Source organism: Streptomyces fuscigenes, from assembly GCF_021556455.1.
Taxonomy (GTDB): Bacteria; Actinomycetota; Actinomycetes; order Streptomycetales; family Streptomycetaceae; genus Streptomyces; species Streptomyces fuscigenes.
The window spans coordinates 1-24823 of the sequence record NZ_JAKGCV010000033.1 but is presented as its reverse complement, the minus strand read 5'-3'; the positions used below and the strand labels follow the sequence as shown (position 1 = coordinate 24823).

At 71.8% G+C, this 24823-nt stretch carries 20 protein-coding genes; 7 read left to right on the top strand and 13 right to left on the bottom strand.

The window, feature by feature from the left end:
- The first annotated feature begins 120 nt into the window (after nt 1-120).
- Together L1885_RS06025 and L1885_RS06020 are read left to right on the top strand one after the other, a co-directional pair.
- Complete coding sequence (locus tag L1885_RS06025; protein ID WP_235795924.1) at nt 121-1293, top strand: PQQ-dependent sugar dehydrogenase; 1173 nt, start codon at nt 121-123, stop codon at nt 1291-1293.
- Between the two features lie 34 nt (nt 1294-1327).
- Nucleotides 1328-1789 (top strand): DUF6191 domain-containing protein, encoded by a 462-nt coding sequence (locus L1885_RS06020; RefSeq protein ID WP_235795928.1) that lies wholly within the window; start codon nt 1328-1330, stop codon nt 1787-1789.
- A gap of 19 nt (nt 1790-1808) precedes the next feature.
- Here L1885_RS06020 and L1885_RS06015 read toward each other — a convergent pair whose 3' ends face one another.
- Nucleotides 1809-2276, bottom strand: a complete 468-nt coding sequence (locus L1885_RS06015) for an ATP-binding protein (protein ID WP_235795923.1) — start codon at nt 2274-2276, stop codon at nt 1809-1811.
- Between the two features lie 144 nt (nt 2277-2420).
- Between L1885_RS06015 and L1885_RS06010 the strand changes: the two genes are divergently transcribed.
- Both L1885_RS06010 and L1885_RS06005 read left to right on the top strand, forming a co-directional pair.
- A complete protein-coding gene (locus L1885_RS06010) occupies nt 2421-3272 on the top strand; it encodes a helix-turn-helix domain-containing protein (RefSeq protein WP_235795922.1) in 852 nt (283 codons plus the stop codon).
- A complete protein-coding gene (locus L1885_RS06005) occupies nt 3269-3457 on the top strand; it encodes a DUF397 domain-containing protein (protein WP_235795921.1) in 189 nt (62 codons plus the stop codon). Before L1885_RS06010 ends, L1885_RS06005 begins: the two co-directional genes overlap by 4 nt.
- Before the next feature lie 95 nt (nt 3458-3552).
- Here L1885_RS06005 and L1885_RS06000 read toward each other — a convergent pair whose 3' ends face one another.
- The 4 genes from L1885_RS06000 to L1885_RS05985 form a co-directional block, all read right to left on the bottom strand.
- On the bottom strand, nt 3553-4203 hold the full coding sequence (locus tag L1885_RS06000; protein ID WP_235795920.1) for a hypothetical protein: 651 nt from the start codon (nt 4201-4203) through the stop codon (nt 3553-3555).
- Nucleotides 4204-4295: 92 nt separating this feature from the next.
- The gene (locus L1885_RS05995; protein ID WP_235795919.1) at nt 4296-7625 is read right to left on the bottom strand and encodes a WXG100 family type VII secretion target; all 3330 of its coding nucleotides are present in this window, start codon (nt 7623-7625) and stop codon (nt 4296-4298) included.
- A 187-nt stretch (nt 7626-7812) separates the two neighbouring features.
- Nucleotides 7813-8385 carry a hypothetical protein gene (locus tag L1885_RS05990; RefSeq protein WP_235795918.1) on the bottom strand — a complete coding sequence of 191 codons (573 nt, stop codon included), beginning with the start codon at nt 8383-8385 and terminating at the stop codon, nt 7813-7815.
- 56 nt (nt 8386-8441) lie between these two features.
- Nucleotides 8442-8669: a hypothetical protein gene (locus tag L1885_RS05985; RefSeq protein ID WP_235795917.1), complete on the bottom strand. Its 228-nt coding sequence runs from the start codon at nt 8667-8669 to the stop codon at nt 8442-8444.
- A 744-nt stretch (nt 8670-9413) separates the two neighbouring features.
- Between L1885_RS05985 and L1885_RS05980 the strand changes: the two genes are divergently transcribed.
- On the top strand, nt 9414-10298 hold the full coding sequence (locus L1885_RS05980) for a LysR family transcriptional regulator (RefSeq protein WP_235795916.1): 885 nt from the start codon (nt 9414-9416) through the stop codon (nt 10296-10298).
- 168 nt (nt 10299-10466) lie between these two features.
- Here L1885_RS05980 and L1885_RS05975 read toward each other — a convergent pair whose 3' ends face one another.
- Nucleotides 10467-11882: a M20/M25/M40 family metallo-hydrolase gene (locus tag L1885_RS05975; RefSeq protein ID WP_235795927.1), complete on the bottom strand. Its 1416-nt coding sequence runs from the start codon at nt 11880-11882 to the stop codon at nt 10467-10469.
- Nucleotides 11883-12307: 425 nt separating this feature from the next.
- Here L1885_RS05975 and L1885_RS05970 point away from each other — a divergent pair, with 425 nt between their 5' ends.
- On the top strand, nt 12308-12994 hold the full coding sequence (locus L1885_RS05970) for an alpha/beta hydrolase (RefSeq protein ID WP_235795915.1): 687 nt from the start codon (nt 12308-12310) through the stop codon (nt 12992-12994).
- A gap of 297 nt (nt 12995-13291) precedes the next feature.
- Here the strand turns inward: L1885_RS05970 and L1885_RS05965 are convergent, their stop codons facing one another.
- From L1885_RS05965 to gatC, 6 genes are all read right to left on the bottom strand, one after another.
- A complete protein-coding gene (locus L1885_RS05965) occupies nt 13292-14725 on the bottom strand; it encodes a chitinase (RefSeq protein ID WP_235795914.1) in 1434 nt (477 codons plus the stop codon).
- 518 nt (nt 14726-15243) lie between these two features.
- Nucleotides 15244-16557 (bottom strand): SLC13 family permease, encoded by a 1314-nt coding sequence (locus L1885_RS05960; RefSeq protein ID WP_372481864.1) that lies wholly within the window; start codon nt 16555-16557, stop codon nt 15244-15246.
- A 421-nt stretch (nt 16558-16978) separates the two neighbouring features.
- Entirely contained in the window at nt 16979-18487 is a 1509-nt protein-coding gene (gene gatB, locus L1885_RS05955) for an Asp-tRNA(Asn)/Glu-tRNA(Gln) amidotransferase subunit GatB (protein ID WP_308117279.1), read from the bottom strand.
- 16 nt (nt 18488-18503) lie between these two features.
- On the bottom strand, nt 18504-18746 hold the full coding sequence (locus tag L1885_RS05950; RefSeq protein WP_235795913.1) for a hypothetical protein: 243 nt from the start codon (nt 18744-18746) through the stop codon (nt 18504-18506).
- Nucleotides 18743-20263 (bottom strand): Asp-tRNA(Asn)/Glu-tRNA(Gln) amidotransferase subunit GatA, encoded by a 1521-nt coding sequence (gene gatA, locus L1885_RS05945; protein ID WP_235795912.1) that lies wholly within the window; start codon nt 20261-20263, stop codon nt 18743-18745. The genes L1885_RS05950 and gatA overlap by 4 nt, the downstream gene beginning before the upstream one ends.
- A gap of 5 nt (nt 20264-20268) precedes the next feature.
- Entirely contained in the window at nt 20269-20565 is a 297-nt protein-coding gene (gatC, locus tag L1885_RS05940) for an Asp-tRNA(Asn)/Glu-tRNA(Gln) amidotransferase subunit GatC (RefSeq protein WP_016642027.1), read from the bottom strand.
- A 438-nt stretch (nt 20566-21003) separates the two neighbouring features.
- Between gatC and L1885_RS05935 the strand changes: the two genes are divergently transcribed.
- Complete coding sequence (locus L1885_RS05935) at nt 21004-21873, top strand: PhzF family phenazine biosynthesis protein (protein WP_235795911.1); 870 nt, start codon at nt 21004-21006, stop codon at nt 21871-21873.
- A 243-nt stretch (nt 21874-22116) separates the two neighbouring features.
- On the opposite strand, the gene L1885_RS05930 is transcribed toward L1885_RS05935, so the two are convergent.
- A complete protein-coding gene (locus L1885_RS05930) occupies nt 22117-24237 on the bottom strand; it encodes a putative bifunctional diguanylate cyclase/phosphodiesterase (protein ID WP_235795910.1) in 2121 nt (706 codons plus the stop codon).
- Nucleotides 24238-24823 lie beyond the last annotated feature (586 nt).

Below are 24823 nucleotides of genomic sequence, written 5' to 3'. Positions count from 1 at the left end.
GGGCCCCGTCCCGCGTGCGTCGGCCGGGCGCGGGAAGGAATGTGGGCGAGAGTGGGCGCAAAGTACGGGCGGCCCGGCGACGCCGGCGCCGCCATAGCTGTCGGAAGGGACGGGCAAGCCGTGCGACGTACCGCACTGACGACGGCCGCGGCGGCGGTCGCGCTCCTGGTGGCCACCGGGTGCAGCGGGTCCGGCCCCGGCGGCGGGCCGGGCTCCCGGATCAGCGCCCCGGCCACCGCTTCCTCGCCCGCGGGGGCCGCGTCGGGCCCGGCCGCGGCGTCGCCGAGCGTGCCGCCCGCCAAGGGCTCGGTCCGGGTGGTCTCCACGCTGACGGAGAACCTGAAGTCGCCGTGGGGCCTCGCGGCGCTGCCGGGCGGCGACCTGCTGGTGTCCTCGCGCGACGAGGGCACCATCACCCGTGTCGACGTACCCGGCGGAAAGAAGACCGAGGCCGGGAAGGTCTCCGGGGTCTCCCCCGCCGGCGAGGGCGGCCTGCTGGGCATCGCGGTGTCGCCGTCGTTCGCCAGGGACCACCTCGTCTACGCGTACTTCACCACGGCCTCCGACAACCGCATCGCCCGCATGACGTACGACCCGTCGAAGCCGCCGGGTGAGCAGCTCGGCGCCCCCGACACGATCCTGCGGGGCATCCCGAAGGGCTTCGTGCACAACGGCGGGCGGATCGCCTTCGGCCCCGACGGGATGCTCTACGCGGGCACCGGCGAGTCGGGCGCCACCGGGAAGTCGCAGGACAAGGCGTCGCTCGGCGGCAAGATCCTGCGGATGAAGCCGGACGGCTCGCCCGCGCCCGGCAATCCGGACAAGGGCTCGGTGGTCTACGACCTCGGCCACCGCAACGTCCAGGGCCTCGCCTGGGACAGCTCGGGGCAGCTGTGGGCGTCGGAGTTCGGGCAGGACACCTGGGACGAGCTGAACCGGATCCTGCCCGGCCGCAACTACGGATGGCCGAAGGTCGAGGGCAAGGGCCACAAGCAGGGCTTCATGGACCCCCTGGAGCAGTGGCACACGGACGAGGCGTCGCCGAGCGGGATCGCGTACGTGGACGGTTCGGTGTGGATGGCGGCGCTGCGCGGCGAGCGGCTGTGGCGCATTCCGCTCGACGGCCGGGAATCGGCGGGGGCGCCCCAGTCGTTCCTGAAGGGGAAGTACGGCCGCCTGCGTACGGTGCTCTCGGCCGGAGGCGACAAGTTGTGGCTGGTCACCAGCAACACCGACACGCGCGGCAAGCCGAAGCGGGGCGACGACAGGATCCTCCTGCTCCAGGTGCGCTGAGCGCAGAGCAGAAGGCGGGCGGGCCGTGTTCAACATGATCGAGGACCTCTTCGCGCCGGGCCGGAAGCACACGGCGGAGGAGCAGAAGCGGCTGGAGCTGAGCCGGGTCGACGTCGATGGCTCCGATCCCGGCCGCGGCCCGATAGACCTGGCCTCGGGCAAGGTCACGATCCGCAGGGCGCAGGCGGAGGCCGAGGATGATGCGGCGGTGGCGGAGGCCGCCGCCCCGGACGGGGCCGAGGCGGCGGCCGCGCAGACAGGCGGGACGGCCGGGACGGCCGGGACGGCCGAAGCCGCCGGGACGGGCGCGCGCGCCGACACCGACGCCTCGGCCGCCGACTCCTCGACCGCCGCGTCGGACGCCGGCGAGTCGGAGGTCGGCGAGTCGGAGGTCGGCGAGCACCACGACGACCGGGTGCGGCCGGACGAACACGCACAGGAACCGGCCGCCGCACCCGGTGAGGACGAGCGGGCCGGGACGCGCCCGAGCGAGTAGCGGCACCTCCCCGCCGGTCTCAGCGCGGCGGCGCCTCGGTCTCCCCCGTCTCGGCCCACACGGTCTTGCCCGGCCCGCACCGGTCCTCCACGCCCCAGCGGTCCGCGAGGGCCTCGACGAGCTGGAGGCCCCGGCCGCACACGGCGTCCTCGTCGGCGGGCACCCGATGTTCCGGGTCCGGCCGCTGCGGGTGGGTGTCCGACACCTCGATCCGCACGGCGCCCGGCCCGGCCGGGGCTCCGTGCCCGTGGCGCAGGCGCAGCTCGAAGCCCCGGCCCGGCACGTACCCGTGCAGGACCGCGTTGGCCGCGAGCTCGCCCACGAGGACGGCGACCGTGTCCGAGAGCTCCGTGCCGCGCGGGACGCCCCACGCGTCGAGCCGCCGTACGGCCGCCTTCCGCGCCAGGCTCGCGCCGCGCCGGGTGGCCGCGAATCTCTGGGTGAACGTGTGTGCGTACAAGGCCGGTTGGATGTGCTGAGCGGTCATGCGCCCAGCGTCCAGGTCCGCCCGCCCGCGACGACAGGAGCGCCGCTGGTACAGGCGGCACTGTATGTGTTCACGCCCTGGACAGGGTCGGTCACCACCCGTGACGATGTCCTCGTTGATCGAGACGCGGGAGGCGGGACGGCGATGGCGGCGGACCAGGACAGCGGCACGGCAGCGGGCTGCGAACCCGAACTGTCCGACAGCCTCAAGACGTTCGGCGCCGTCCTGAAGGCGCTGCGGGAGGCGGCAGGGCTCACCCAGGAGGAACTCGCGCCCCGGGTGCGGTACTCGTCCGCGTACGTCGCGAAGATCGAGCAGGGCAAGCGCTTCCCGCCGGAGGGCCTCGCGCTGCGGGCGGAGGAGGCCCTCGGGCCGGTCGCGGGAAAGGTGCTCACGGCGGCGGCGCGGAGCCTGCGCAGGAAGGCGGGCCTGGCCTCCTGGTTCCTGCAGTGGGCGGGGATCGAGGAAGAGGCGATCACGCTGTACGCGTACGAGTGCCGCGGCATTCCGGGGCTGTTGCAGCCGGAGGGGTACATCCGGGCCGTGTTCCAGCGGAACTTGCCTCCGCTCACCGATACACAGATCGAGCATCAGATGGCCGCACGCCTGGAACGGCAGACTCTTCTCGTCGCACACCCGAATACGGCCTTCAGCTTCGTCATCGAGCAGTCCCTGCTGGAACGCCAGTTGGGAGGCCCGGCGGTGACCCGTGAGCTCATCGGCCACCTGCTCGACGTCGGGCGCCTCACCAACGTAGAGATCCAGGTCATGCCGCTCAAGCAGGAGGACCACGCAGGCTTCGAAGGCGAGATGTACCTCGCCGAGAGTCCGGAGAACAGGTGGTTCGGCTACACCGAGGGACACCGGTCGAGTGCTCTCATCACGGTGCCGGGCGATGTGAGTGCCCTTCTTCAACGCTATGGCAAGCTTCGTTCCCAGGCCCTTGATTGCCGGGCTACGGTGAACTTGCTGGAAGAGATGAGGGGAGCGCTATGAGCACCACCGCAGAACTGAGCTGGTTCAAGAGCAGCCATAGCGGAGGCGAGGGCGACAACTGCGTCGAGGTCGCCCTGGAAGCCGACGCCGTCCACGTCCGCGACTCCAAGGACACCGCGATCACCCCGTTCGCCGTGGCGCCCGGCGCCTGGTCCGCCTTCACGGCGTACGCCGCCGCCTCCTGATCGCCCGCACCGGGCCCGGTGCGGACGACAGGCCGGGTCCGGGCGAAGCGGCCCCGCCGCCGGCCGCCCTCGCGTGGGGCGGCCGGCGGACACCGTCAGGACGCGGGCGGCGCGGTCGGGGCCGTCGGGGTCGCGGGGGCGCTGGGCAGGGACGCGAACAGGTCGAAGTACATGCCGAGCGAGACCACCACGCCGACGGCGCCGAGCACGAGCGCGGCCACCGCGACCGGCTTCGCCCAGGCGAGGGGGGCGGTGCGCCGCAGCGCGAGCAGGACGATCACCGCGAGGATCACGGCGCCCAGGCCGACCGCGCCGTTGATCGCGGCGGTCGTGTGCCAGGCATCCCCGTACAGCTCGGAGATCTGCTGGGACGCGGACGCGCTCTGGCTGGTGTGCAGCTGGCCGACGAGGGTCTCGCGCTCGGCGCCGACCCGTCCGGTCCAGGTGCCGGTGAGGGAGACGAGGCCGAGCGCCGCCGCGACCACGGAGGCCGCTGCCGCGCCCACGCCGCTCGACGCGCGCGGCGGGACGGCGGACTCGTCGTCGGCGTCGCCGATCAGGCCGCCGTCGTCGCTCACCTCCTGGGCTTCCTGAGCCCCGTCCGGCGCGCGCTTCTCGTCCTCGGTGCGGGCCGCCGAGGCGTCCGTCTCGGGGACCGCCGCCGCTGCCGCCGGCTCGGTCTCCTCCGCGCTGCGGCCGGTGGCGGCTTCCGGCTCGGTGTTCGTGGTGCTGGGGGTGGGGTTCATGAGGCGCACGCTAGGGGCGGTTCCTGAGAGCTTCCTTAATCCCACCGGTGTGACGCGGGGCGCCACCCCCTGCACCCGGGCGCCGCGCGGGATCAGCCCCCGATCGCCCCGGACTCCGCGGGCGGGAGCCCCCAGTTGCTCTCGTCCTGTACCAGCAGGTCCACGGAACGCCGTGGCCCCGCCGATTCCTCGTCGTTCGCGCCGGGCCCCGTTCCGCTCGCTGTCACGACCTCGGAGTCCTCCACATCGGCCGTTGCGTCCCGGTCAGCAGCGGAGGACTGATAGGAGGTGGTATCGATCGGCCGATCATGCGCACCGGCCCCCGCGGCTGCGGGACGGCGCGGCTTCCACGTCATCATGGGCGGCGGCTCCTCCGGGGAGGCGATGGCGGCGGCCTCGGGGGCAGACTCGGATGCCGCTCTCCGCGCCGCCTCTTCCGCACCGACGCCCAGTCCCCGTTCGCCGGGTGCCACGAGAGACCGCACACCCGACCCGGTCCACGACCCCTCGGAATGCCACGCCCCGGTGTCCTCGTCGTCCTCCTCCACGGGCCCCACCACGGCGACACGGTGGCCCGGATCGTCAAGCACCTCGTCGTGGAGGGCGCCGAGGCCGCCGTCGAGTTCCGTGTCGAACGTGTCGGCGGCGTCGGAGAGATCGCTGTCGGGCCGCCGGTGACTGCCGCCACGCTGGACACCGTGCCCCCGGCCGCCCGCTCCGCCGTCCACCTCCTCCTCCTCTGCCATGGTCTTCCTCGGCCGCGGCACTCCGATCGGCACGCCGGCCATCACTGCCGCACCCGGCTTCCTCCCGTCGTCCCGCGACGAGTCGTGACGTCCCTCCGACGCGCGGCCTTCCGCCCGACCTTCGTGTCCGTATCCCGCCGCCGCGGCGGCGCGCGGAGATCCCGGGGCAGTGCCCTCGCCGGCCGCGCCGCCGAAGGAACGCGCCCCGTCAGGTATGCCCTGCCCGGGCCCGACCCCAGGCAATGCAGCCTCGGCTCCGCCTCCGGCCTCGGCGCCCGGACGGGCCCCTGTCGACGCCGATGCCGCACTCCGCGAACCACCTGCGCCTTGAAGCGCGAGAGGCGCGAGCTCGCGCGTCCACTCCGCGTCATCCCCGACGAAGGACTCGACGGGGTCCATTTGCCCCGTCGTAACGGACATCGATTGTGCGAACGCCGCCGGTGCGACTGGAGCAGCCGGTTCTCCCGCCCCCGCGGGGCTCCCGAGCCCGGTCGCGGCCCCTACCGCTTCGGCGACCGCCCTCACGCCCGCCGAAGGGGCCGCCGGGCCTGCGGCTGCCAAGCCCGACACGTCGCCGGACACCTCCGCGCCGGCCCCCTCTGACGCACCCACGTCGGTGCCCGAGTGCGGACTCAACGCGAAGGGCTCATCCAGCGCGTCCCCGTCGTCGGTCCGCGTCTCGCGGTCGGACGCCAGGAGCATCCAGGACGCGGAGGACCCGTCGGCGTCGCCCGCGGCCCTTGAGGACTCTCCGGATCTGCCGTACGGCAGCGGTGGGACCCCGGCACTCTCCGCATGGGCCCTTGCCTGCGCCGCCGCTGTCTCGGAGAGGGGCGCTGCGCCCGCCGGGGCCCCGGTGGCAGAGCCGACTTCGTCCACGCGCTCCTCGTCGTCCAGCCAGAGTTCATCGGTCGGCTCCAGCAACGCCGAAGCATCCGATCGCTCCTCCTCACCGGGACCCCGCCCCGCACCACCACCCACACCACCAAGCCCCGGCATCATCGGCACACCCGAACCCTCCGCCACACCCTCCCCACCAGACTCACCCGCGACCGGGAACCCGGAAACCTCCCACCCACGCAGCCCCTCACCACCCGGCACCGCCCCGAACTCCGAACCCACCCCGGCGCCCACAGACGAATCACCCGCCCACGGCAACACACTCGGCTCCAGCAGCGCCGAAGCATCCGACCGCTCCCCCTCACCGGAAGCCCGCCCCGCACCACCACCCACACCACCAAGCCCCGGCATCATCGGCACACCCGAACCCTGCGTGCCCGTGCCCCCGGCGTACGGGGCCAGGAGGTCCGCCGGACCGGCGGTCTCCAGCACGGGGCTTTCCATGCCTTGGCCGCCTAGGGCCGAAAGCGGCGCGGCCTCCGTCGAGGCGTCCGACGGCGAGACGCCTTCGAGGCCGTCGCCGAAGGCCGGGGCACCGTCGCCGCCGACCCCTGTCGAGCCCGGAAAACCCTCAAGGGGGGAATCGGACGGGAAACGACCCGGGGAAGCGGGCCCGCCGAAATTCGAAGTGCCGCCGGAACCGCTCGTCCTGGTGCCTCCCTGGAAGGGTGACGGGGCGAACACGCCGGGGTTCAGGGTGCCGGCGCCGCCTGCATCCGTGGAACCCGAGAACCTCTGAGGATTCAGGCCCGGGTTGAGCAGGCTGTCGAGCGCAGCGGGGTCGAAGGTTTCCGATCCGCCGAGCCCGTCCAAGCCTCCTCCGTTCGGCAGGCCGGCGAAGTCTCCGAAGGGCGCGATCGTATCGCCGGCGAGCGGGGGAGAGCCCGGCTGGGGAAGTGCTCCGCTCCCGCCGAGGGCTCCGGAAGGGAATGCTTCCGGGCCACCGAGACTGGTCGCTCCGGGAAAGGGGAGTGCGTTCAGGTTGGACGCGTGGAGTTCGGGCAAGGACGAGGCGTCAGGCAGGGGCGGAGCCTCGTCCGGGAGGGGAACGTGCGGCCCGCCGTCGGTGTTCGGATTCGGCTGCGGACCGGGGCCCGCAAGGGGGGAAGGTACACCCGAGGGCGAATGCACCGAGTCGATGGTGACCTGGTATTCGCCGGCCAGGCTCTTGAGGACTCCCCGCATCGACTCGTTCATCATGGTGACGATCTCCGGCTTCTGGGAGACCGGGATGAGACCGTTGCTCATGGGCCTGACACCTGCCAGCACTGCCTGATGCGCATACCAGTTGTCGATGTCGACGATCTTGTTCTGCGCGTTGAGGAGGTTGACGGAGTTGTCGGCCAGTTGCTGGGGCACCGAGTGACCGCCACCGGAACCGCCGCCGAGGACCTCGGCATTGGCCTGTACCTGCTTGGAAAAGGTCTGCATCATGTCGTGGAAGGCGTCCGCCGCGCCCCCTTTCCACGGCCCCTCCTCCCCAGCCAGGGCCTTGGCCTGGTCGCTGAGCGCTTTCGCCACGCCCGTGAGCGTCAGCTGCACCTGGTAGAAGGCATTCGCCGCCGCCTGGAGTGTCCTCGGGTCGGACACGGACTCGGCGTGGGAGTGATTGGAGTCGCTGTTCGTTCCGGCGGCCATGCCGTTGATGGCGGCCATGATCTGCTTCCAGTCCCACGTGTCGTAGTCCGAGGCCGATCCACCGCCGGCTCCGGGATCCCCGAAGACACCGTCGTCCCCCTGCTGGAAGCCATTGCCGTTGTAGTCCTTGCCGCCCATCCCGCTCACACTCTCCAGTCGACCGCCACCACACAACGAAGCGCCCCTGGACGGGGCGACTGTGGCGAGGCGGCAGGGGCACGCCGCCTCGCCACACCACCCGGCCCCCGCATACCGCCCGCCCTCCCCGGGCACGGAGAGGTCCGGCAGAGTTCGCGAGCCGGAGGGGCCGTGATCGAACCGCCCGTCACCCGCCCGGCGGCGGAGCCTGAGTCGCCGGGGCACCGGTACCACCGTTGTCCGACATCAACGCGTTGAAGTCGTCGGTGACATCCCCCATGGCGTCCAGCAGTTCTTTCGACTTCATGCCGTTGGCGTCATCGATCGTCTTGTATTTCGCAGCCAACGTCTTGATTCCCTCCCGCAGGTCGGTGAGCCCGTTGGTGAGGTCGTTCAGGACCTTGATGTATTGCGCCTTGATACCGTCGTCGCCGTTCGCTCCTGACACCTTCGAGCGAATCTGGTTGGCGTGATAAAAGGCACCGGACGCGATGGTCACGGGCTCCAGCGCGTCACTCGCCTTCTTCACGGGGTCCAGGAGAAGGTCGATGTTCTTCGCGAAAAGCAGCATGGACGGGGTGTCCACCGAGGTGCCTTTGCCATGGCCGCCCTTGCCGGGGACGTCCGGCGGCACGAAGGGTTCGTCGTCGGTGAAGGAGCCATGGCCGTGACCGACGTCGGTATTGCCGTCCCACTGTTCGGGCTTGTGCTCGGGCTTGGGTGCCGGAGGCGTGGGGCGAGGAGGTGGAGGATCCAGCATGACCTGTCCCTTGTGAACGAATTCCTGAGTTGTACGACGACTTCCACCGGGCAATCTCAGTCGTAGATGACCACGAACCACGCGCTGCCATACTGTGCGCAGCCGTAGTTCGCGCCCTGGTGCACTTCAAGTGCGGAAAGGCATTCCGCCTTGCCGAAGGGGCCCGCCACTATGGTTTGCTGCGCGGAAGCGGAAGCAGCACCGGCGCCGGATCCGAGGAGCAGACCGGCGGCCGTCAGACCGGCTGCGGCCAGGCCCGACACCCTGATGAACCCACGATTCATTCGCGTCTCCTATCTTTGACATCAAAATCATTCATGGATTTGATGTCGTGGACTTCTTTGCGCACTATAGGGGAACCCTCCACGTCGACACTCGGGTGAGCATGCAGCCGAATAGCGCACAGCCGGATCATGATGAGCCTCTTCCATCACTTACCGGGACACACAGCCCGAGCTTCTGCTTCCTGACGGCCGCGGCTGTCGGAAAATCTGGCCGTTCCATAGAAAAGACTCATGGAAGAGCGGCCCTGCCTGCCGGCGGAGGCATGCGAGCGGTCGCGTGCGGGCCGCGTCCAGCGCGTCCCACCATCTTGTCGCGGCGGCCCCGAGGCAGCCTCCCGGCTCCGAAAGCGGCAGCCTCAGCCTTCTCGGCCCCGTGACAGGTGTCGGGGAAGTCGAGGCTCAGGCCCCAAGGCCTCCGTTCGAGCGCGGGGTGCCTGATTCTCGGCCCCCGCCACGAATCGACCCGTCCGGGCATGGAATATGGGAGGTATTCACGGGAGCCGAGGGGATGCGCGGTCAACGCTGACACCGGTTTCGTCCGGAGGGCGCCAGAGCAGCATCCGTCTTCCCTCATCAGTGGCCCGAGTCGGGGGTCTTCCTACTGAGACTCTCGGGCAGAAATATGATCCGCAGGCGCGTTGTCGCTCCATTCGCTTCTCCCCATGCTGGAGGTGACGCAGCGCGAAGGCACCAGGTCGGCAGCAGCTGGACCCTGCTCCAGTTTTTTCATCGGAGAAACGACGCATGGCTACATTGAGAGCGCTTGAATGCCTGGTTGCGCTCGTCGACACGGGATCCGTGACGAAGGCCGCGGCGTCCCTGCATCTCTCACAGCCGGCCCTGTCCCATCAGATCGGAGCACTTGAGCGCGAGTTCGGCACGCGCATAGTGGAGCGCCAATCCCGTGGGATTCGCGTGACGGCCGCGGGACTCGCAGCCGCCAAGGAGGCGCGTATCGCCCTGGAGGCCGCACACCGCGCCGTGGAGGCGGGTCGTTTTGTCGGCGAGGGCCGATCAGGACGGATCAGGGTGGCATGCGCCGAAACCATGACGGTGTGGCTGCTCGTCCCCGCTCTTCGGCGCTGGCGCTCCGAGAGACCCGAGGTCACCGTGGATCTCATGGAGTTCACGAGCACCGACCGCATGGTCGAGGTCCTCATGGCCGGGCAGGCCGACGTGGTCATCGGTCCGGAGCCCACCGCCACCAGCGCGCATCAAGAGATCATCGGCGATGAAGAGATGCTTGTCGTCGCGTCGGCGCACCACGATTTCGCCGGGAAGACATCGGTGACGGTGAAGGATCTGACCGGTGAGCCCTTCGTTCACTACACTCCGGACAACGGAAACGCTGTCTGGGTCGACCGGTTCGTCGCGGCTCACCAGGTCTCCCTCACCCCGATCCTGCGGACTCGGAGTCCACGCACCGCCGCACAGCTCGCAGGCGCGGGAATGGGGGTCACCATCGTTCCCGCCTCCGCACTGACGGTCCAGCCGCCGGGGGTGGTTCGACATCTGGAACCCAGGGTGTACCGCAGCCTGATGGCGATCACCGCCACTCCGTCCGACGCGTTGGTCTCCCTCTTCATCGAGGAACTGCTCCGTCAGGGGTTGCCGACCGTCAGCGCATAGGCGACTCCCCCAGCGGGTCAGGCCAGCAAATCGCGCCGTGCTGTCGCGCCACCCCTGGAGCCGGCGGCGTGCGGAACCGAGCGCTGCGGCCTGCGTCGCCACGTCGGCAGGGCGCTCCGGGACCGCACGAGCTCACTTCTTCGCCTCCGCGGCCGGAGCATCCCTCGCTCAGCGACGGGCGTGCGCGTCGAGGACGCGTGCAACAGCCGCCGTCACCTGCTTCGCGAAGTCGATGTTGAGCCATTCGTCAGGAACGTGCATGTTGTTCTCGGCCACGAGTGCTCCTGTCACGAGGAACTCGGCACGGGGGTAGGTACGACCGAGTAGTTCCATGAAAGGGATCCCTCCTCCCAGGGCAAGCCGCCGGCAGGGCTCGGTGAATACGGGGCCCGTCAGCTCGTCGAGGGCTCTCGCAAGCCACGGGGATGCCTCGGGAGCGCTGAACCCTTGCGCCGACGCGTAGTCGCCGACCTCCACCTGTGCGCCGTAGGGAACGTCCGTGGTGAGAGTCCTCTCCAGCGCCGATCGCGCCGCCTCCGCATCCGCTGTGGGCGCGAGACGGAAACTCAACCGGAGAGAGGTCGAGGTGCGCAGGACCTCTCCCGCCTGCCCGGGCTCGGGCAGGCCGGCCGCTCCGGTCACCGAGAGGGTGGGCCGCCAGGCACTGTTGAGGATCAGCTCCACCTCGTCCCCGGAGGCCGGAGTCATTCCCGGGACCATCGGATACCGACCAGCCAGCCCGCCCGGCTCACGAGCGGCCGCGGCGGCGGCGTCGGCCAGTCGCTCGGCGGGGATGGCTCCGTGCATCTCCGGGACACGGACCTCCCCGGTCGCCGAGTCCTCCAGCCGGTCGAGCAACTGGCGCATGACACGGAAGGAGCTGGGCACAACGCCGCTGGCGAGGCCCGAGTGGACGGGTGTCTCGAGGACTCGGACGGTGACCGTCGCCTTCAGCAGGCCGCGCAGGCTCGCCGTCAGGTGCAGCCGTTCGTAGTCGCTGCCGCCTCCCGCGTCGAGGCAGATCACGAGCCCGACGTCGCCGAACCGTTCACCGAAGTGGGCGAGGTATTCGGGCAGACCCGGACTTCCCGACTCCTCGGCGGTCTCCAGCAGCAGAAACGTTCGGGCGTGCGCTCCACCAGAAGCACGCAACGCCTCCAGGGCACAGACCGCCAGGTAGCCGGAGTAGCCGTCGTCCACGGAGCCCCGGCCGTAGAGCCTTCCGTCACGGAGCACCGGATTCCAGGGGCCGAGCCCCTCCGACCAGTCACCCATGGCAGGTTGCTTGTCGAGATGCCCATAGACCAGGACGTTCTCATCGTCGGTGCATTCGTCGGTACCCGGCACCTCCACCAGGAGGACGGGAGACCGACCCTCCAGGTGGACGACCTCCACCACGGCATCGGGCAGAGCGCGCGTCCGGACCCAATCGGCCACGTGGTCCACGGCAGCCCGGAGATGCCCGTGCTCTTCCCAGGCGGCGTCGAATCCAGGTGACAGAGCCGGAATCCTGATGTAGTCGGACAAGCTGCGGACGATATCCGTGTCCCATGCAGCCTCGATCAAATCCCTGCTTTCCTTCATGTTCACGCCGCCATCTTCTCCGGCCCATGGACGCGAGGCCGCTTGTACGCGTGTGAGAAGGAACACCGGGGATTCGTCGAACCTCTTTGAGGAGTCGACGCACCGGGTCCGTAGGGGACGCCCTTCGGCATTCATCGATTTCCCTCATGGGAACACCTCCAAAAACGAATTACTTTCCCTGCCCTGGAACCGGCAGAATCCTCTGATGTCCAGTGCCGTGGGCACGGCTCGGAGCCGATCGGGGCGCGCAACGCCGGGCTCCGCAAAAACGGTGGAGCGGGAGACGTTCTCATTCGCCTTGCGGACATCGCCAGCGGGCGTCACACCGGCGGGCGGCGGCTGGACCACACCGGGTCAGCGGCTCCTACGGGCGGACACGCGCGTACGCCGGCCGAACACCCTTCAATTTGTCGTGGAGTCACACCGTGAGAACCTGTCCCACTTTTCTGCTCGTGCATGGCGGCTATCACCGGTCCACATGCTGGACCCCGCTGAGGGAGGAACTCGCGGCGCGGGGGTGGCCCTCCCAGACCGTCGACATGCCCAGTGCGGGAGAGCAGCGGGTGCCCAGCGCCGGTCTCTACGACGACGCGGAGGAGCTCACCGCCTGCCTGAGGGGCATGGAGGGGCCGGTGGTCGTCGTCGCGCACTCCCACAGTGGTCTCACCGTCTCGCAACTGCCCTTGGGCCTCGACCAGGTCGCGCATCTCGTCTTCATCGCCGCGTTCATGCCCGATACGGGCGAATCGGCGGCCACCTGCTTCGGCGTTCCCGTACCCGACGACGTCAGCGGCCTCGCTCCCCCGATAGAGAATCCCCGCAGTCGGCTGTACGCGGACGTCTCCGAGGAGGAAGCCGCGCTCGCGGTCAGCCGGCTCGTCGATCAGAGCCTGCGCTCGTGCACGGAGACGACGACGCGGGCGGCCTGGCGCGAGCTGCCGTCGACGTACGTGGTGTGCGAGCAGGACCAGAATTTCCCCGTACCGCTGCAGGAGAGGTTCGCCGCGCAGGCGACGCACACGGAACGGCTGCCGACCGGTCATTCGCCCTTCCTCTCCCAACCGCGTGCCCTGGCCGACCTTCTGATTCGCGCTGCCCTCGGACGATCGTGAGCTTCGAGGACCGACCCCGTCCCGAAGGGCACCGGTGCCGGGCTCGCGCACCCGGCCCGGCCCACGGGCTCGCAGGGGGTTCGGCTCGTCGTCCGCACACGAAGCCCGCGGCCCCCGGAGGTCTGCTCTCCGGGGCCCGCGGGCCGGTGGTGCGGTGCAGCGTGCGACGAGGTCGCGCCGGGCGGCAGGGCGGTCGGCTCGTCACGGCCTCCAGGCCCGACCGAACCGCTGCCTCCACGACGCTCTCGGCCGCTCAGGACTCCGGGGCCAAGGGCCTCGGGCTGAGGGCCGGACCACTCAGGCCGGCAGGTGCCACTGCTGGTTGGAGCCGCCGAAGCACTGCCAGATCTGGAGCCGCGCGCCGTTCGCCGTGCTGTTGTCCGTCACGTCGAGGCACTTGCCCGAGCCCTGGTTGACGAGCGTGTTGCCGCTGCCCTTCGACCACTTCTGGGCCGCAGTGCCGTTGCAGTCGTAGAGCTGCACCTTCGCGCCGTCGGCGGTGCTCGCGGACGTCACGTCCATGCACTTGCCGAGCGCCCGCAGGGTGCCGTCGGAGGCGACGGTCCAGTTCTGCGCGTTGGAGCCGTTGCAGTCGTAGAGCTGGACCGCGGTGCCGTTGGCGCTGCTGGCCGCGTTGACGTCCACGCACTTGCCGGCGAGGCCGGTGATGGCGCCGGCGCCGCCGGTGGGCGGCGGGGTGGTGGTGCCGCCGTTGTTGATCGCGTTGAAGATCCCGCTGAACTGGTAGGCGCTCTGCGACGTACCGCTGCAGTTGTTCGACGGGTCGTTGTTGCTGCCACCGCACTGGCGGTCGCGGCCGAGCGCCCAGAACGACAGCTCCTGGATGCCGTTGGACTTGGCGAAGCTGAGGAGCGCGTTGGCGTTGGCGGTGGTGAAGTTCTCCGAGGCGCTGTCGTTCGCGCCGATCATCGGCGTGTTGCCCTCCATCGCCCAGAGCTGCGCGGAGGACTTGTCGGTCCAGATCGAACCGAGCTGGCTGTGCAGGGCGTTGGCCGCGCTGATCGCCGCCTGGCCCATGTCGGAGACGGCGCGGCCGTAGTCCATCGTCATCGGGTTGACGAGGCTGACGTTGACGCCCTGCGCCTTGGCGTCGCGCAGGAGGTTCATCTGGTCGCCGGGCAGGCCCGAGGTGTCGGTACCGAGGGTGTACTGGACCTGGAGGTTCTTGCCGGCGGCGGCGTACTCCTGCTGGAGCTGGGCGAGCGCCTGGTCGCGGCGGGTGTTGGCCGCGGAGTTGCCCTCCTGGCCGGACTCGATGTCGAAGTCGACGCGGGTCAGGTTGAGCGCGTCGATGACCTTCTTGTACTGGGCCTTCACCGCGGAGACCGAGGAGCAGGCCACGGCCTCCTCCGTGCCGGAGGCGCCGCCGAAGGACACCATGACGTCGCCGCCCGCGGCGCGCACCGCGTTGACCGCGGAGGTCCAGGAGCCGTCGGTCACGTCGGTGTCGCCGTTGAACTTGGCGTTGCAGCCGCCCGCGTCGATGACGAAGGCGAGGGTGAAGTACTTGGTCCCGTTGGCGTTGAGGGCGCTGGTCATGGCCGAGGCCGAGTTCCAGGTCTCGACGTAGGGGGCCGAGAAGTGGGCCGGGAAACCGGGGCCGGCGTTCGCGGCGGCGTTGGCGGCACCGCCGGAGGCCATGACGGCGGTACCGGCCATGGCCAGCACGGCCGGGGCCACGGCCAGCGATCTCTTGAGGGTTCGCAGCACGGGGACACTCCTGTCATGCGCGCTTCATGCGCGGGTGGGGGTGAGCACAGACGAGTGCTTGAGCAGGGGGAACGCGAAGAAACAGGGGCGGTCACATGGCGGAACGCTGCTCCAACACATGAACGCGCCGTTGCTGAGAAGCAGTAAAGGACTAGACCTGGACCGGGGTCAATCCCCTGGCTTCAAGAGACGAATGAAAAAAAGCGGAATCGCCCGGCGGTGCGGCCATCTCCCGGCCCCGGAAGGACCGTTGCGGATCCCCGTGATCGGAACGGCTGCTGCGGATCGCGGGACCTCGGACGAACCGCTGAAGAACTCCCGCTCCCGGAGGGCCCGTTGTCCTTCACCCGCTCTCCGGACATTCCGTTGCGCACCCGGCACTCACGTACGCGACGGCCGTCGGCGGAGGGAGCCCGGGCGACGGAGACGGGCTGACCCTGCCAGGCCGCGGCCGTCCCCGCAGAGGCGCGGCCCGGGGGGCGGGTCGGCACCCGGGTGGGGCGCGGTGGCCGCCGCCTTCAGGCCCCGACGACCCGCAGCGCCGCCCACAGGCCGGCCGTCGCCGCGACGAGGGTCGCGGGCACGGTGATCAGGCCGAGGCGGGTGAAGTGCCCGAGCGCGGGTTCCGTGCCGTGCTCGTGCAGGATGCGACGCCACAGCAGGGTGGCGAGCGAGCCCACGTAGGTCAGGTTGGGCCCCAGGTTGACGCCGATCAGGGCCGCGAGGACCGGGCCCGCGCCCCACGGCGCCACCACCGGCAGCAGCGCGAGCACGGCCGGGAGGTTGTTGATGACGTTCGCCAGGGCGGCCGCGACACCCGCCACCGCGAGCAGCGCCCCGAGGGAGGAGCCCTCCGGAAGGATCGCGCCGATGCCGTCGCCGAGGCCGTTGTCGACGACCGCCTTGACGACGACGCCCAGCGCGAGGACGAACAGGCAGAACAGGGGCGAAGCCGACAGGACGAGCCCCGGCAGCGTCACGCGCGGCTTCCCGCTCCCGCCGGGCGGCTTGCCCGCGGCCCCTTGCGAAGCCTCAGCCCGGGGCGTATCCGAATCCCCCGCGTGCTCCGTGGCCGCGCCGCTTCCCGGGCGCCGCGCCAGTGCCCGTACGGCGAGGATCACCGCGCCGCCCAGCGCCGCCCACACCGGCTCGACCCCGACCAGCGAGGTCGCGGCGAAGCCCACCAGGGTCAGGCAGAGCACCGCCGTGGTGAAGCGCGGCAGCGGGCGGCGGGCCGCAGGGCGCGGCGGGTGGCCGCCCGCCGCCAGGTCACCGGCGAACCACCGGCGGAAGACGCCGTACTCGACCGCGATCGCCGCCAGCCACGGCAGCACCATCAGTACGGCGAACCGGGTGAAGGAGAGACCGCTCGCCGACAGGGCCAGCAGGTTCGTCAGGTTCGAGACGGGCAGCAGCAGGGAGGCCGAGTTGGCGAGGTGGGCGGAGGCGTAGACATGGGGTCTCGCCCGGGCACCGACCCGGGCCGTCGTCGCGAAGACGACCGGGGTCAGCAGGACGACCGTCGCGTCCAGGCTCAGGACGGCCGTCGTCAGGGCCGCCACCACGAACACCCCGCCGAGCAGGCGCCCCGGCCGGCCCCCGCACAGGCGGGCCACCAGGTCGCCCGCCGCCTCGAACAGGCCGTCCGCCGCGCACAGTTCCGCGAGCACGAGCACCGCCGCGAGGAACGCCACTACCGGCAGCAGCTCCCGGATCTGCTGCCAGGCCTCCCCCGGCGACACCGCCCCGAGCGCGATCAGCAGCCCCGCCGCCGGGACGGCCGCCGCGGCCTCCGGCAGTTTCCGGGGGCGGATCACGGCGAACGCCAGCACGCCGAGCAGCAGCGCGACGGAGACGATCTCGGCGGTGACGGTGTTCAGCGCTGGCTCCAGGGACGGCCGGGGCGGCGGTGCCGTCCGCGGGGCGGGATCTCGGGGCGGGGATCGGGTCGGGATCCCGGGTCGGAATCCGGAGGCGGGGGCTCGGGGGACAGAGGATCTCGGGGATCCGCCGTGGCGCACCCCGGGGCCGGTGTGGCCGGTGGCCGGTGGGTGCCGGAGGTCGGCGCGCACCGAGGGCGCGGGACGGGCGGTGTCGCGTCCCGCGGCGCGGCGGGTGTCGCGGCGCGGCGAAGGGCGGCGCACCGCGTGGTGCGCCGCCCCCATGGATCTCGTGCGGCCGGACCCGCCGGGTCCGGCCCGTCGCCGTGGCCGTCCGGGGCCGGTGCCGGGAGGACCCGGTACCGGACGCCCGTCAGGCCTCGACGCCCAGCTTCTCCAGGATGAGCTCGCGGGCACGGCCCGCGTCGGCCTGTCCCCGGGTGGCCTTCATGACGGCGCCGACGAGCGCGCCGACGGCCGCGGTCTTGCCGCCCTTGATCTTCTCCACGACGCCCGCGTTGCCCGCGATGGCCTCGTCCACGGCGGCGCCGAGCGCGCCGTCGTCGGAGACGACCTTCAGGCCGCGCTTGTCGACGACCGTGTCCGGGTCGCCCTCGCCGGCGAGAACGGCCTCGATGACCTGGCGGGCCAGCTTGTCGTTGAGGTCGCCCGCCGCGACGAGCTCCGTGACGCGCGCGACCTGCGCGGGCGTGATCGGCAGCTCGTCGAGTGCGCGGCCCGTCTCGTTGGCGTTGCGGGCCAGCTCGCCCATCCACCACTTGCGGGCCTGGTCGGCGGGGGCACCGGCGTCGATCGTCGCGACGATCGGGTCGATGGCGCCCGCGTTGAGGATGGACTGCATGTCGTGCTCGGACACGCCCCACTCCTCGCGGAGCCGGTTGCGCCGCACGCGCGGCAGCTCCGGCAGCGACGCGCGGATCTCCTCGACCCACTCGCGCGACGGGGCCACGGGCACCAGGTCGGGCTCGGGGAAGTAGCGGTAGTCCTCCGCCTCCTCCTTGATCCGGCCCGAGGTCGTGGAGCCGTCCTCCTCGTGGAAGTGACGGGTCTCCTGGAGGATCGTGCCGCCGGACGAGAGCACCGCGGCGTGCCGCTGGATCTCGAAGCGTGCGGCGCGTTCGACGCTGCGCAGCGAGTTGACGTTCTTCGTCTCGGAGCGCGTGCCGAACTTCTCCCGGCCGTGCGGCCGCAGCGACAGGTTGACGTCGCAGCGCATCTGGCCCATCTCCATGCGGGCCTCGGACACGCCGAGCGCCTTGATGAGCTCGCGCAGCTCCGCCACGTAGGCGCGCGCGACCTCGGGCGCCCGCTCGCCCGCGCCCTCGATGGGCTTCGTGACGATCTCGATCAGCGGGATGCCGGCGCGGTTGTAGTCCAGCAGCGAGTGCGAGGCGCCGTGGATGCGGCCGGTCGCGCCGCCGATGTGCGTCGACTTGCCGGTGTCCTCCTCCATGTGCGCCCGCTCGATCTCCACGCGGAAGGTCTCGCCGTCCTCCAGCTGCACGTCGAGGTAGCCGTTGAAGGCGATCGGCTCGTCGTACTGGGAGGTCTGGAAGTTCTTCGGCATGTCCGGATAGAAGTAGTTCTTCCGGGCGAAGCGGCACCACTCGGCGATCTCGCAGTTCAGCGCGAGGCCGATACGGATCGCGGACTCCACGCCGATCGCGTTGACGACGGGCAGCGCCCCGGGCAGGCCGAGGCAGGTGGGGCAGGTCTGCGAGTTCGCGGGCGCGCCCAGCTCGGTGGAGCAGCCGCAGAACATCTTGGTCCTGGTGCCGAGCTCGACATGGACCTCGAGGCCCATGACGGGGTCGTACGAGGCCAGGGCGTCCTCGTACGACAGCAGGTCAATGACGGTCACGGTGAAACATTCCCTCTCAGCCGAACAGGACGTCGTCGTCGCCCAGGCGCTTCAGCTCGCGGTAAAGGATCGCGAGACCGGTGACGATGGTCACCGCGGTGACCGCGGCGTCGACCATGCGGAGCGTGTCGTTCTCGGCACGGGCGCGCTTGATCTGCTTGGCCACCCCGACCGCGCCGAACGCGGTGCTGGCCATCGACAGGTACATCCCCTGCTTGGACTTCTTGAAGCCCTTTGCCTTGCTGACTGCGTTGCTCATAGCGACGGCGCCTCCTCGATCAGCTGATGACCCCACTTTTCCACGAAGGCGGCCTCGACCGCGGCACCGACCTGGTACAGCCGGTCGTCCTTCATCGCCGGAGCGATGATCTGCAGGCCGACGGGCAGGCCGTCCTCGGGCGCGAGGCCGCACGGCAGCGACATCGCCGCGTTGCCCGCGAGGTTGGCCGGGATGGTGCACAGGTCGGCCAGGTACATCGCCATCGGGTCGTCGGCGCGCTCGCCGATCGGGAAGGCGGTGGTCGGCGTGGTGGGCGAGATGAGGACGTCGACCTGGCCGAACGCGGCCTCGAAGTCCCGTGTGATCAGCGTGCGGACCTTCTGCGCCGAGCCGTAGTACGCGTCGTAGTAGCCGGAGCTGAGCGCGTACGTGCCGAGCATGATCCGGCGCTTGACCTCGTCGCCGAAGCCCGCCTCGCGGCTGAGCGCGGTGACGTCCTCGGCGGAGTGCGTGCCGTCGTCGCCGACACGCAGGCCGTAGCGCATCGCGTCGAAGCGGGCGAGGTTGGACGAGCACTCGGAAGGCGCGATCAGGTAGTACGCCGAAAGGGCGAGGTCGAAGGACGGGCAGTCCACCTCGACGACCTCGGCGCCGAGGCCGCGGAGCACCTCGACGGCCTCGTCGAAGCGCTGGAGCACGCCCGCCTGGTAGCCGTCGCCGCGGAACTGCTTCACGATGCCGATCCGCATCCCGGTGACCGAGCCGTTGCGCGCCGCCTCGACGACCGGCGGGACCGGCGCGTCGACGGACGTCGAGTCGAGCGGGTCATGGCCGGCCATGACCTCGTGCAGCAGGGCCGCGTCGAGGACCGTGCGGGCGCAGGGGCCGCCCTGGTCGAGGGACGAGGAGAAGGCGACCATCCCGTAGCGGGAGACCCCGCCGTAGGTCGGCTTCACGCCGACCGTGCCGGTCACGGCGGCGGGCTGGCGGATCGAACCGCCGGTGTCCGTGCCGATGGCCAGCGGCGCCTGGAAGGAGGCGATCGCGGCGGACGAGCCGCCGCCGGAGCCGCCGGGGATGCGGGTGAGGTCCCAGGGGTTGCCGGTGGGCCCGTACGCGCTGTTCTCGGTGGAGGACCCCATGGCGAACTCGTCCATGTTGGTCTTGCCGAGGATCACGACGCCCGCGTCCTTGAGGCGCTTGGTGACGGTCGCGTCGTACGGCGGGAGCCAGCCCTCGAGGATCTTCGAGCCGACGGTGGTCGGCACGCCCTCGGTGGTGAAGATGTCCTTCAGCGCGAGGGGCACGCCGGCCAGCGGGCCGAGCTTCTCGCCGGCGGCGCGCTTGGCGTCCACGGCGCGGGCCTGGGCGAGCGCGCCCTCCCGGTCGACGTGCAGGAAGGCGTGGACCTTCTCGTCGACGGCCTCGATGCGCGCGAGGTGCGCCTCGGTGACCTCGACGGCCGTGAGCTCGCCGGAGGCGATCTTCGCGGCGGTCTCGGCGGCGGTCAGCCGGATGACGGCCGTGCCGTCGGTGGTGGCGGTGCTGTCGGTCATGAAGATCAGTCCTCCCCGAGGATCTGCGGCACCTTGAATCGCTGCTGCTCCTGGGCGGGAGCGCCGGAAAGGGCCTGCTCCGGCGTGAGCGAGGGGCGGACCTCGTCCGCCCGCATGACATTGGTCAGCGGCAGCGGGTGCGACGTCGGCGGTACGTCCTGGTCGGCGACCTCCGAGACGCGGGCGACCGCGCCGATGATGTCGTCGAGCTGTCCGGCGAAGTGATCGAGCTCTTCGTCCTTCAGCTCCAGGCGCGCCAGCCGTGCGAGGTGGGCGACCTCCTCGCGCGTAATGCCAGGCATGCAGCGATCCTCAGGGTGAGTGGTGGGCTTGCTTAACGGGTGAAGACCCGCCCAATCCTATGGCGCGGGCCGCACTCGCCGCGAAGCCGTTCCCACTCCGCCCCACGAGGGGGTGACGCGCGCCCCGCCCGCGCGGAGCGAACGCTCGCGCGCGGGGCGGGCCGGGTGCCCTGGGGCGGCGGGCGTGGGGGCGTGGAGTGCGGCTCGTTCGCGTGGGTACGGCGGGGTGCGGCTCGTCCGCATGGGGGCGGCGGGGTGCGGGTGGCGGCGGGGTGCGGGCACATTGATTCGCGGCGGTGGCGGGGGTGCGGGCGCATGGTTCGCGGCGGCGGGCCGCGGGGCCCGGGCCTGCTGCCCGGCCCAGGGAAACGGCCCCCGTGAGCCGCAGCGGAGCGTGCCCCCTCGGCGCCGGGGTCCGGGGGTGGCAGGGTGACCCGTATGAGGATCTCCTTCGCCGTGGTGGACGTGTTCGCGAGCCGGCCGCTGACGGGCAACCCGCTGGCCCTCGTCCCCGACGCGGAAGGGCTCCCGGACGACGTGATGCGGGCCGTGGCCCGGGAGTTCAACCAGTCCGAGACCACGTTCCTGCTGCCGCCCGCCCTCCCCGGCGCGGACCGCAGGCTGCGCTCGTTCACCCCCACGGGGGAGGAGGTCGGGGGCGCCGGGCACAACTCCCTGGGCGCGTGGCTGTGGCTCGCGGAGAGCGGGGCGGTCGGCCCGGGCGGCCACACCCAGGAGATCGGCGGCCGCGTCCTGCCCGTACGGGTCGGGCGGACGCCCGGCGGGCAGGCCCGCGTCTCCCTCTCCCAGGCCGCGCCCCGCTTCGGCGCCACCGTCTTTGATCCGGCGGCTCTCGCGTCGGCCCTCGGCCTCGTCGACAGCGACCTGGAGGGCGGTCCCGCACAGGTCGTCGACACGGGCGCGGGCCATCTGATGGTGCCGGTCCGGGACCGCGCCGCGGTGGACCGCGCGCAGCCCGACGCCCAGCGGCTGACCGCCGTGGTGCGCGCCGCCGGGGGCGAGGGCGTCTACGTCTTCAGCGTGGAGGAGGCGCCCGACGGGGCCGCGGCGTACGCGCGCTTCTTCAACCCCGCCATGGGCATCAGGGAGGACCCGGCGACCGGCACCGCCGCCGGGCCGCTGGCGGCCCTCCTCGTCGAGCGGGAGCTGTCCCCCGAGGGAACGCTCCACATCGAGCAGGGGCACGCACTGGGGCGGCCCAGCCGGCTCTCGGTGACGGTGGCGGGCCCGGAGGTCACGCTGAGCGGCACGGGTCTGACGGTCGCGGAGGGCACGCTGCTGCTCTGAGGGGCCCGGCGCGAGGCGGGCCCGGACGGCCGTGCGCCGGGCGGGGGCGTGTCACAGGGCGGGAGCGCATCGCCGGGCCGGGCGCGGGTCCGCCGCCGGGCGGCCGCGGGCGGGTCAGAGGACAGGCGCGGGCGCGTCACGGGGGGGCGCGTCCGCCCCCGCGCGGGGCGCGGGTCGTAGAGGGGGCCCGTGCCGAGGGGCGGGGCGGGTGCGCCGGCCGGTGCGCCGGCCTCGGCAGAACGGTTACTTCACAGCGTGGCCCGGCTCTCCGTCGCGGGCCGGCGCGGCCAGTTCGGCCGGGCGGCGCCAGCCGCGCTCGCCGCGCGCCCGCAGCCACGCCGTGGTCTCGTGCGGGGGCATCGCGGCGGCCACCAGCCAGCCCTGGACGGCGTCGCAGCCCAGGTCGCGCAGGTGTTCCCACGTCTCGTCGTCCTCGACGCCCTCGGCCACGACGACCAGTCCGAGCGAGTGGGCCAGGTCGACCGTGCAGCGGACGATCTCGCCGTCCTCGGCGTCCACCGCGAGCTTGGCGACGAACGAGCGGTCGATCTTCAGCTCGCTCACCGGCAGCCTGCGCAGGTGGACGAGGGAGGAGTAGCCCGTCCCGAAGTCGTCCAGCGACATCTTCACGCCGTGGGCCGTCAGGCCGGCCAGGGTGTCCGCGGCGCGCTGCGGGTCCTCCAGCAGCACGTGCTCCGTGATCTCCAGCTGGAGCGCGGACGGCGGGACGCCGTGCCGGGCGAGCCGGGCGGCGACCGCGCCCGCGAAACCGGGGGTGTGCACGTCGCGGGGCGAGACGTTCACCGCGACGGGCACCATGAGGCCCTGCGAGCGCCACCGCGCGACCTGTGCGAGTGCCGTCTCCAGGACGTACTCCGTCAGATGCGGCATCAGGCCCGAGGACTCGGCGATGGCGATGAACTCGTCCGGCGGGACCTGCCCGCGCTCGGGGTGCATCCAGCGCACCAGCGCCTCCAGGCCCGCCACGCGCCCGTCGAAGCGCACCTTGGGCTGGTAGTGCAACTCGACGTCGCCCGCGTCCAGGGCCCGTCTCAGGTCCCCCAGCAGGCCGAGCCGGTCCGGGGTGTTGGAGTCCCGCTTCGACTCGTAGACCTCGACGCCGGTGCGGTCGCGCTTCGCCTGGTACATCGCCACGTCCGCCCGGCGCAGCAGCCCCTCGGCGTCGAGGGCGTGCTCCGGGAAGACGGCGACGCCCGCGCTGGCCTCCAGCACGAGCGTCAGGCCGTCCAGGTTGAGCGGCGAGGAGAGTTCGGCGACGAGATGGCGCGCCACGCGCTGCGCGCTCGTGGTGGAGTCGCACGTCGGCAGGAGGACGGCGAACTCGTCCCCGCCGAGCCGTGCCGCCTCGGCGCCGCGCGGCAGGGCCAGCCGGAGCCGGTCGGCGATCTGGAGCAGCAGCCGGTCCCCCGCGAGGTGTCCCAGGGTGTCGTTGACGGACCGGAACCTGTCGAGGTCGATCAGCAGCAGCGCGGAGCGGGCGTCGGCCGAACCCGCCTGCTCCAGCGCCGTCCAGGTGCGGTCGAGGAGCCACTGGCGGTTCGGCAGCCCGGTCAGCGGGTCCTGCAACTGCTCCTCGGCGCGGGCGCGGGCGATCCACAGCGTGGAGTCCAGCGCGATCAGCGGGATGCAGAACAGCGGCAGCAGTACGGGTCCGGACGCGGCGACCACGCAGATCAACGGCGCGATGCCGAGCAGGGCCACCGCGACGAGGCCCTGCCGCACCAGCGCGGCGCGGTCCAGGGCGGGCAGCCCGCTGCCGCGCGGCGCGAACACGGCCCACAGCAGCACCCGGGCGACCGCGAGGTACACGGCCGCCGCGAGGACGATCGACGGGATGCTCGACACGCCCCAGTGCGGCGGCTGCCAGGGCCGCTCGACGGAGGGCACCTGGCCGAAGGCCGCGAGGACGAGCGCGGCGGAGGCGATGCCGAGGACGTCCGAGGCCCCGTGCAGCACGCTGTTGCGCCAGCGGTGCCGGCGGGCCACGCCGACGACCACGACGACGGCCACGCTCACGAGCCCCGCCGGGACCCAGCCGTACAGCAGGAGGACGGCGAGGGTCAGCGCCGCCCCGGAGCCCGTGCCGCCGAACCAGCGGTCCCTGCCGAGCGCGACGAGGTGCCCCACGATCACGCCCGTCAGCGCGGCGAGCGCCCAGCCCGCCGTGCCGCCGGGGAAGAGGGCGTCACCGTCCCGCACGGCGACGAAGACACCGCTCAGCAGCGCGAGGCCCGCCGCGGCCACCACGAGTCCGGGCAGCCTGGCCACCAGATTGACCACGCCCGCAAACCCCGCGATTCCGCGCGGAGATGAAACCAGGGCGGCGCTCTCGGTCGGTTTCATTCCGTCCCTCTCACAGCCGGCTGAGCCGATGCCACGCGATGGCACGTTGTCATGCCATCACGGCCGGTTTGACTCCAGGCGACCGTGCACGACAGGCGCACCCCCCAACAGTAGGCCGCTGAACGCCCTGACGGGCAGCGCTCGGAGGCTCTTGCCCGAATGCGACCCTCCAGTCCCTAAGGAGCCGGTATGCGCCGAACGGGTGAGCTTTGCCCGGGCCTTGAGTGTCCGTCCGGTGTCCCCGGGGCGGCATCCGGGTGTCCCTGCCAACGAAGCGGAGCCGGTACGTCCGGAAGGTGCCCTCTCTCCGGCACCGGCCAACTGCTCGCCAACAGACGAAAACCCGCCAACGGAGCGCCGATCGAACGGCCCGGCCGCCGACCGGCCCACGACGCTCGGCCACGGAACACCGGCCACTGGTCGACGCCGAGAGCCACCGGCCACCGGTCGACGGCCGAGAGCCACCGGCCACCGGCGTCGGGCGGACCGCTCGGGCACGCACCCGCGACCGCACCGCAGCCGCCGCGACGGCACCGGCGCGCGAGCCTCCCCGATCCTGGCGCACCGCCCGCCCGCGCGCCACCCC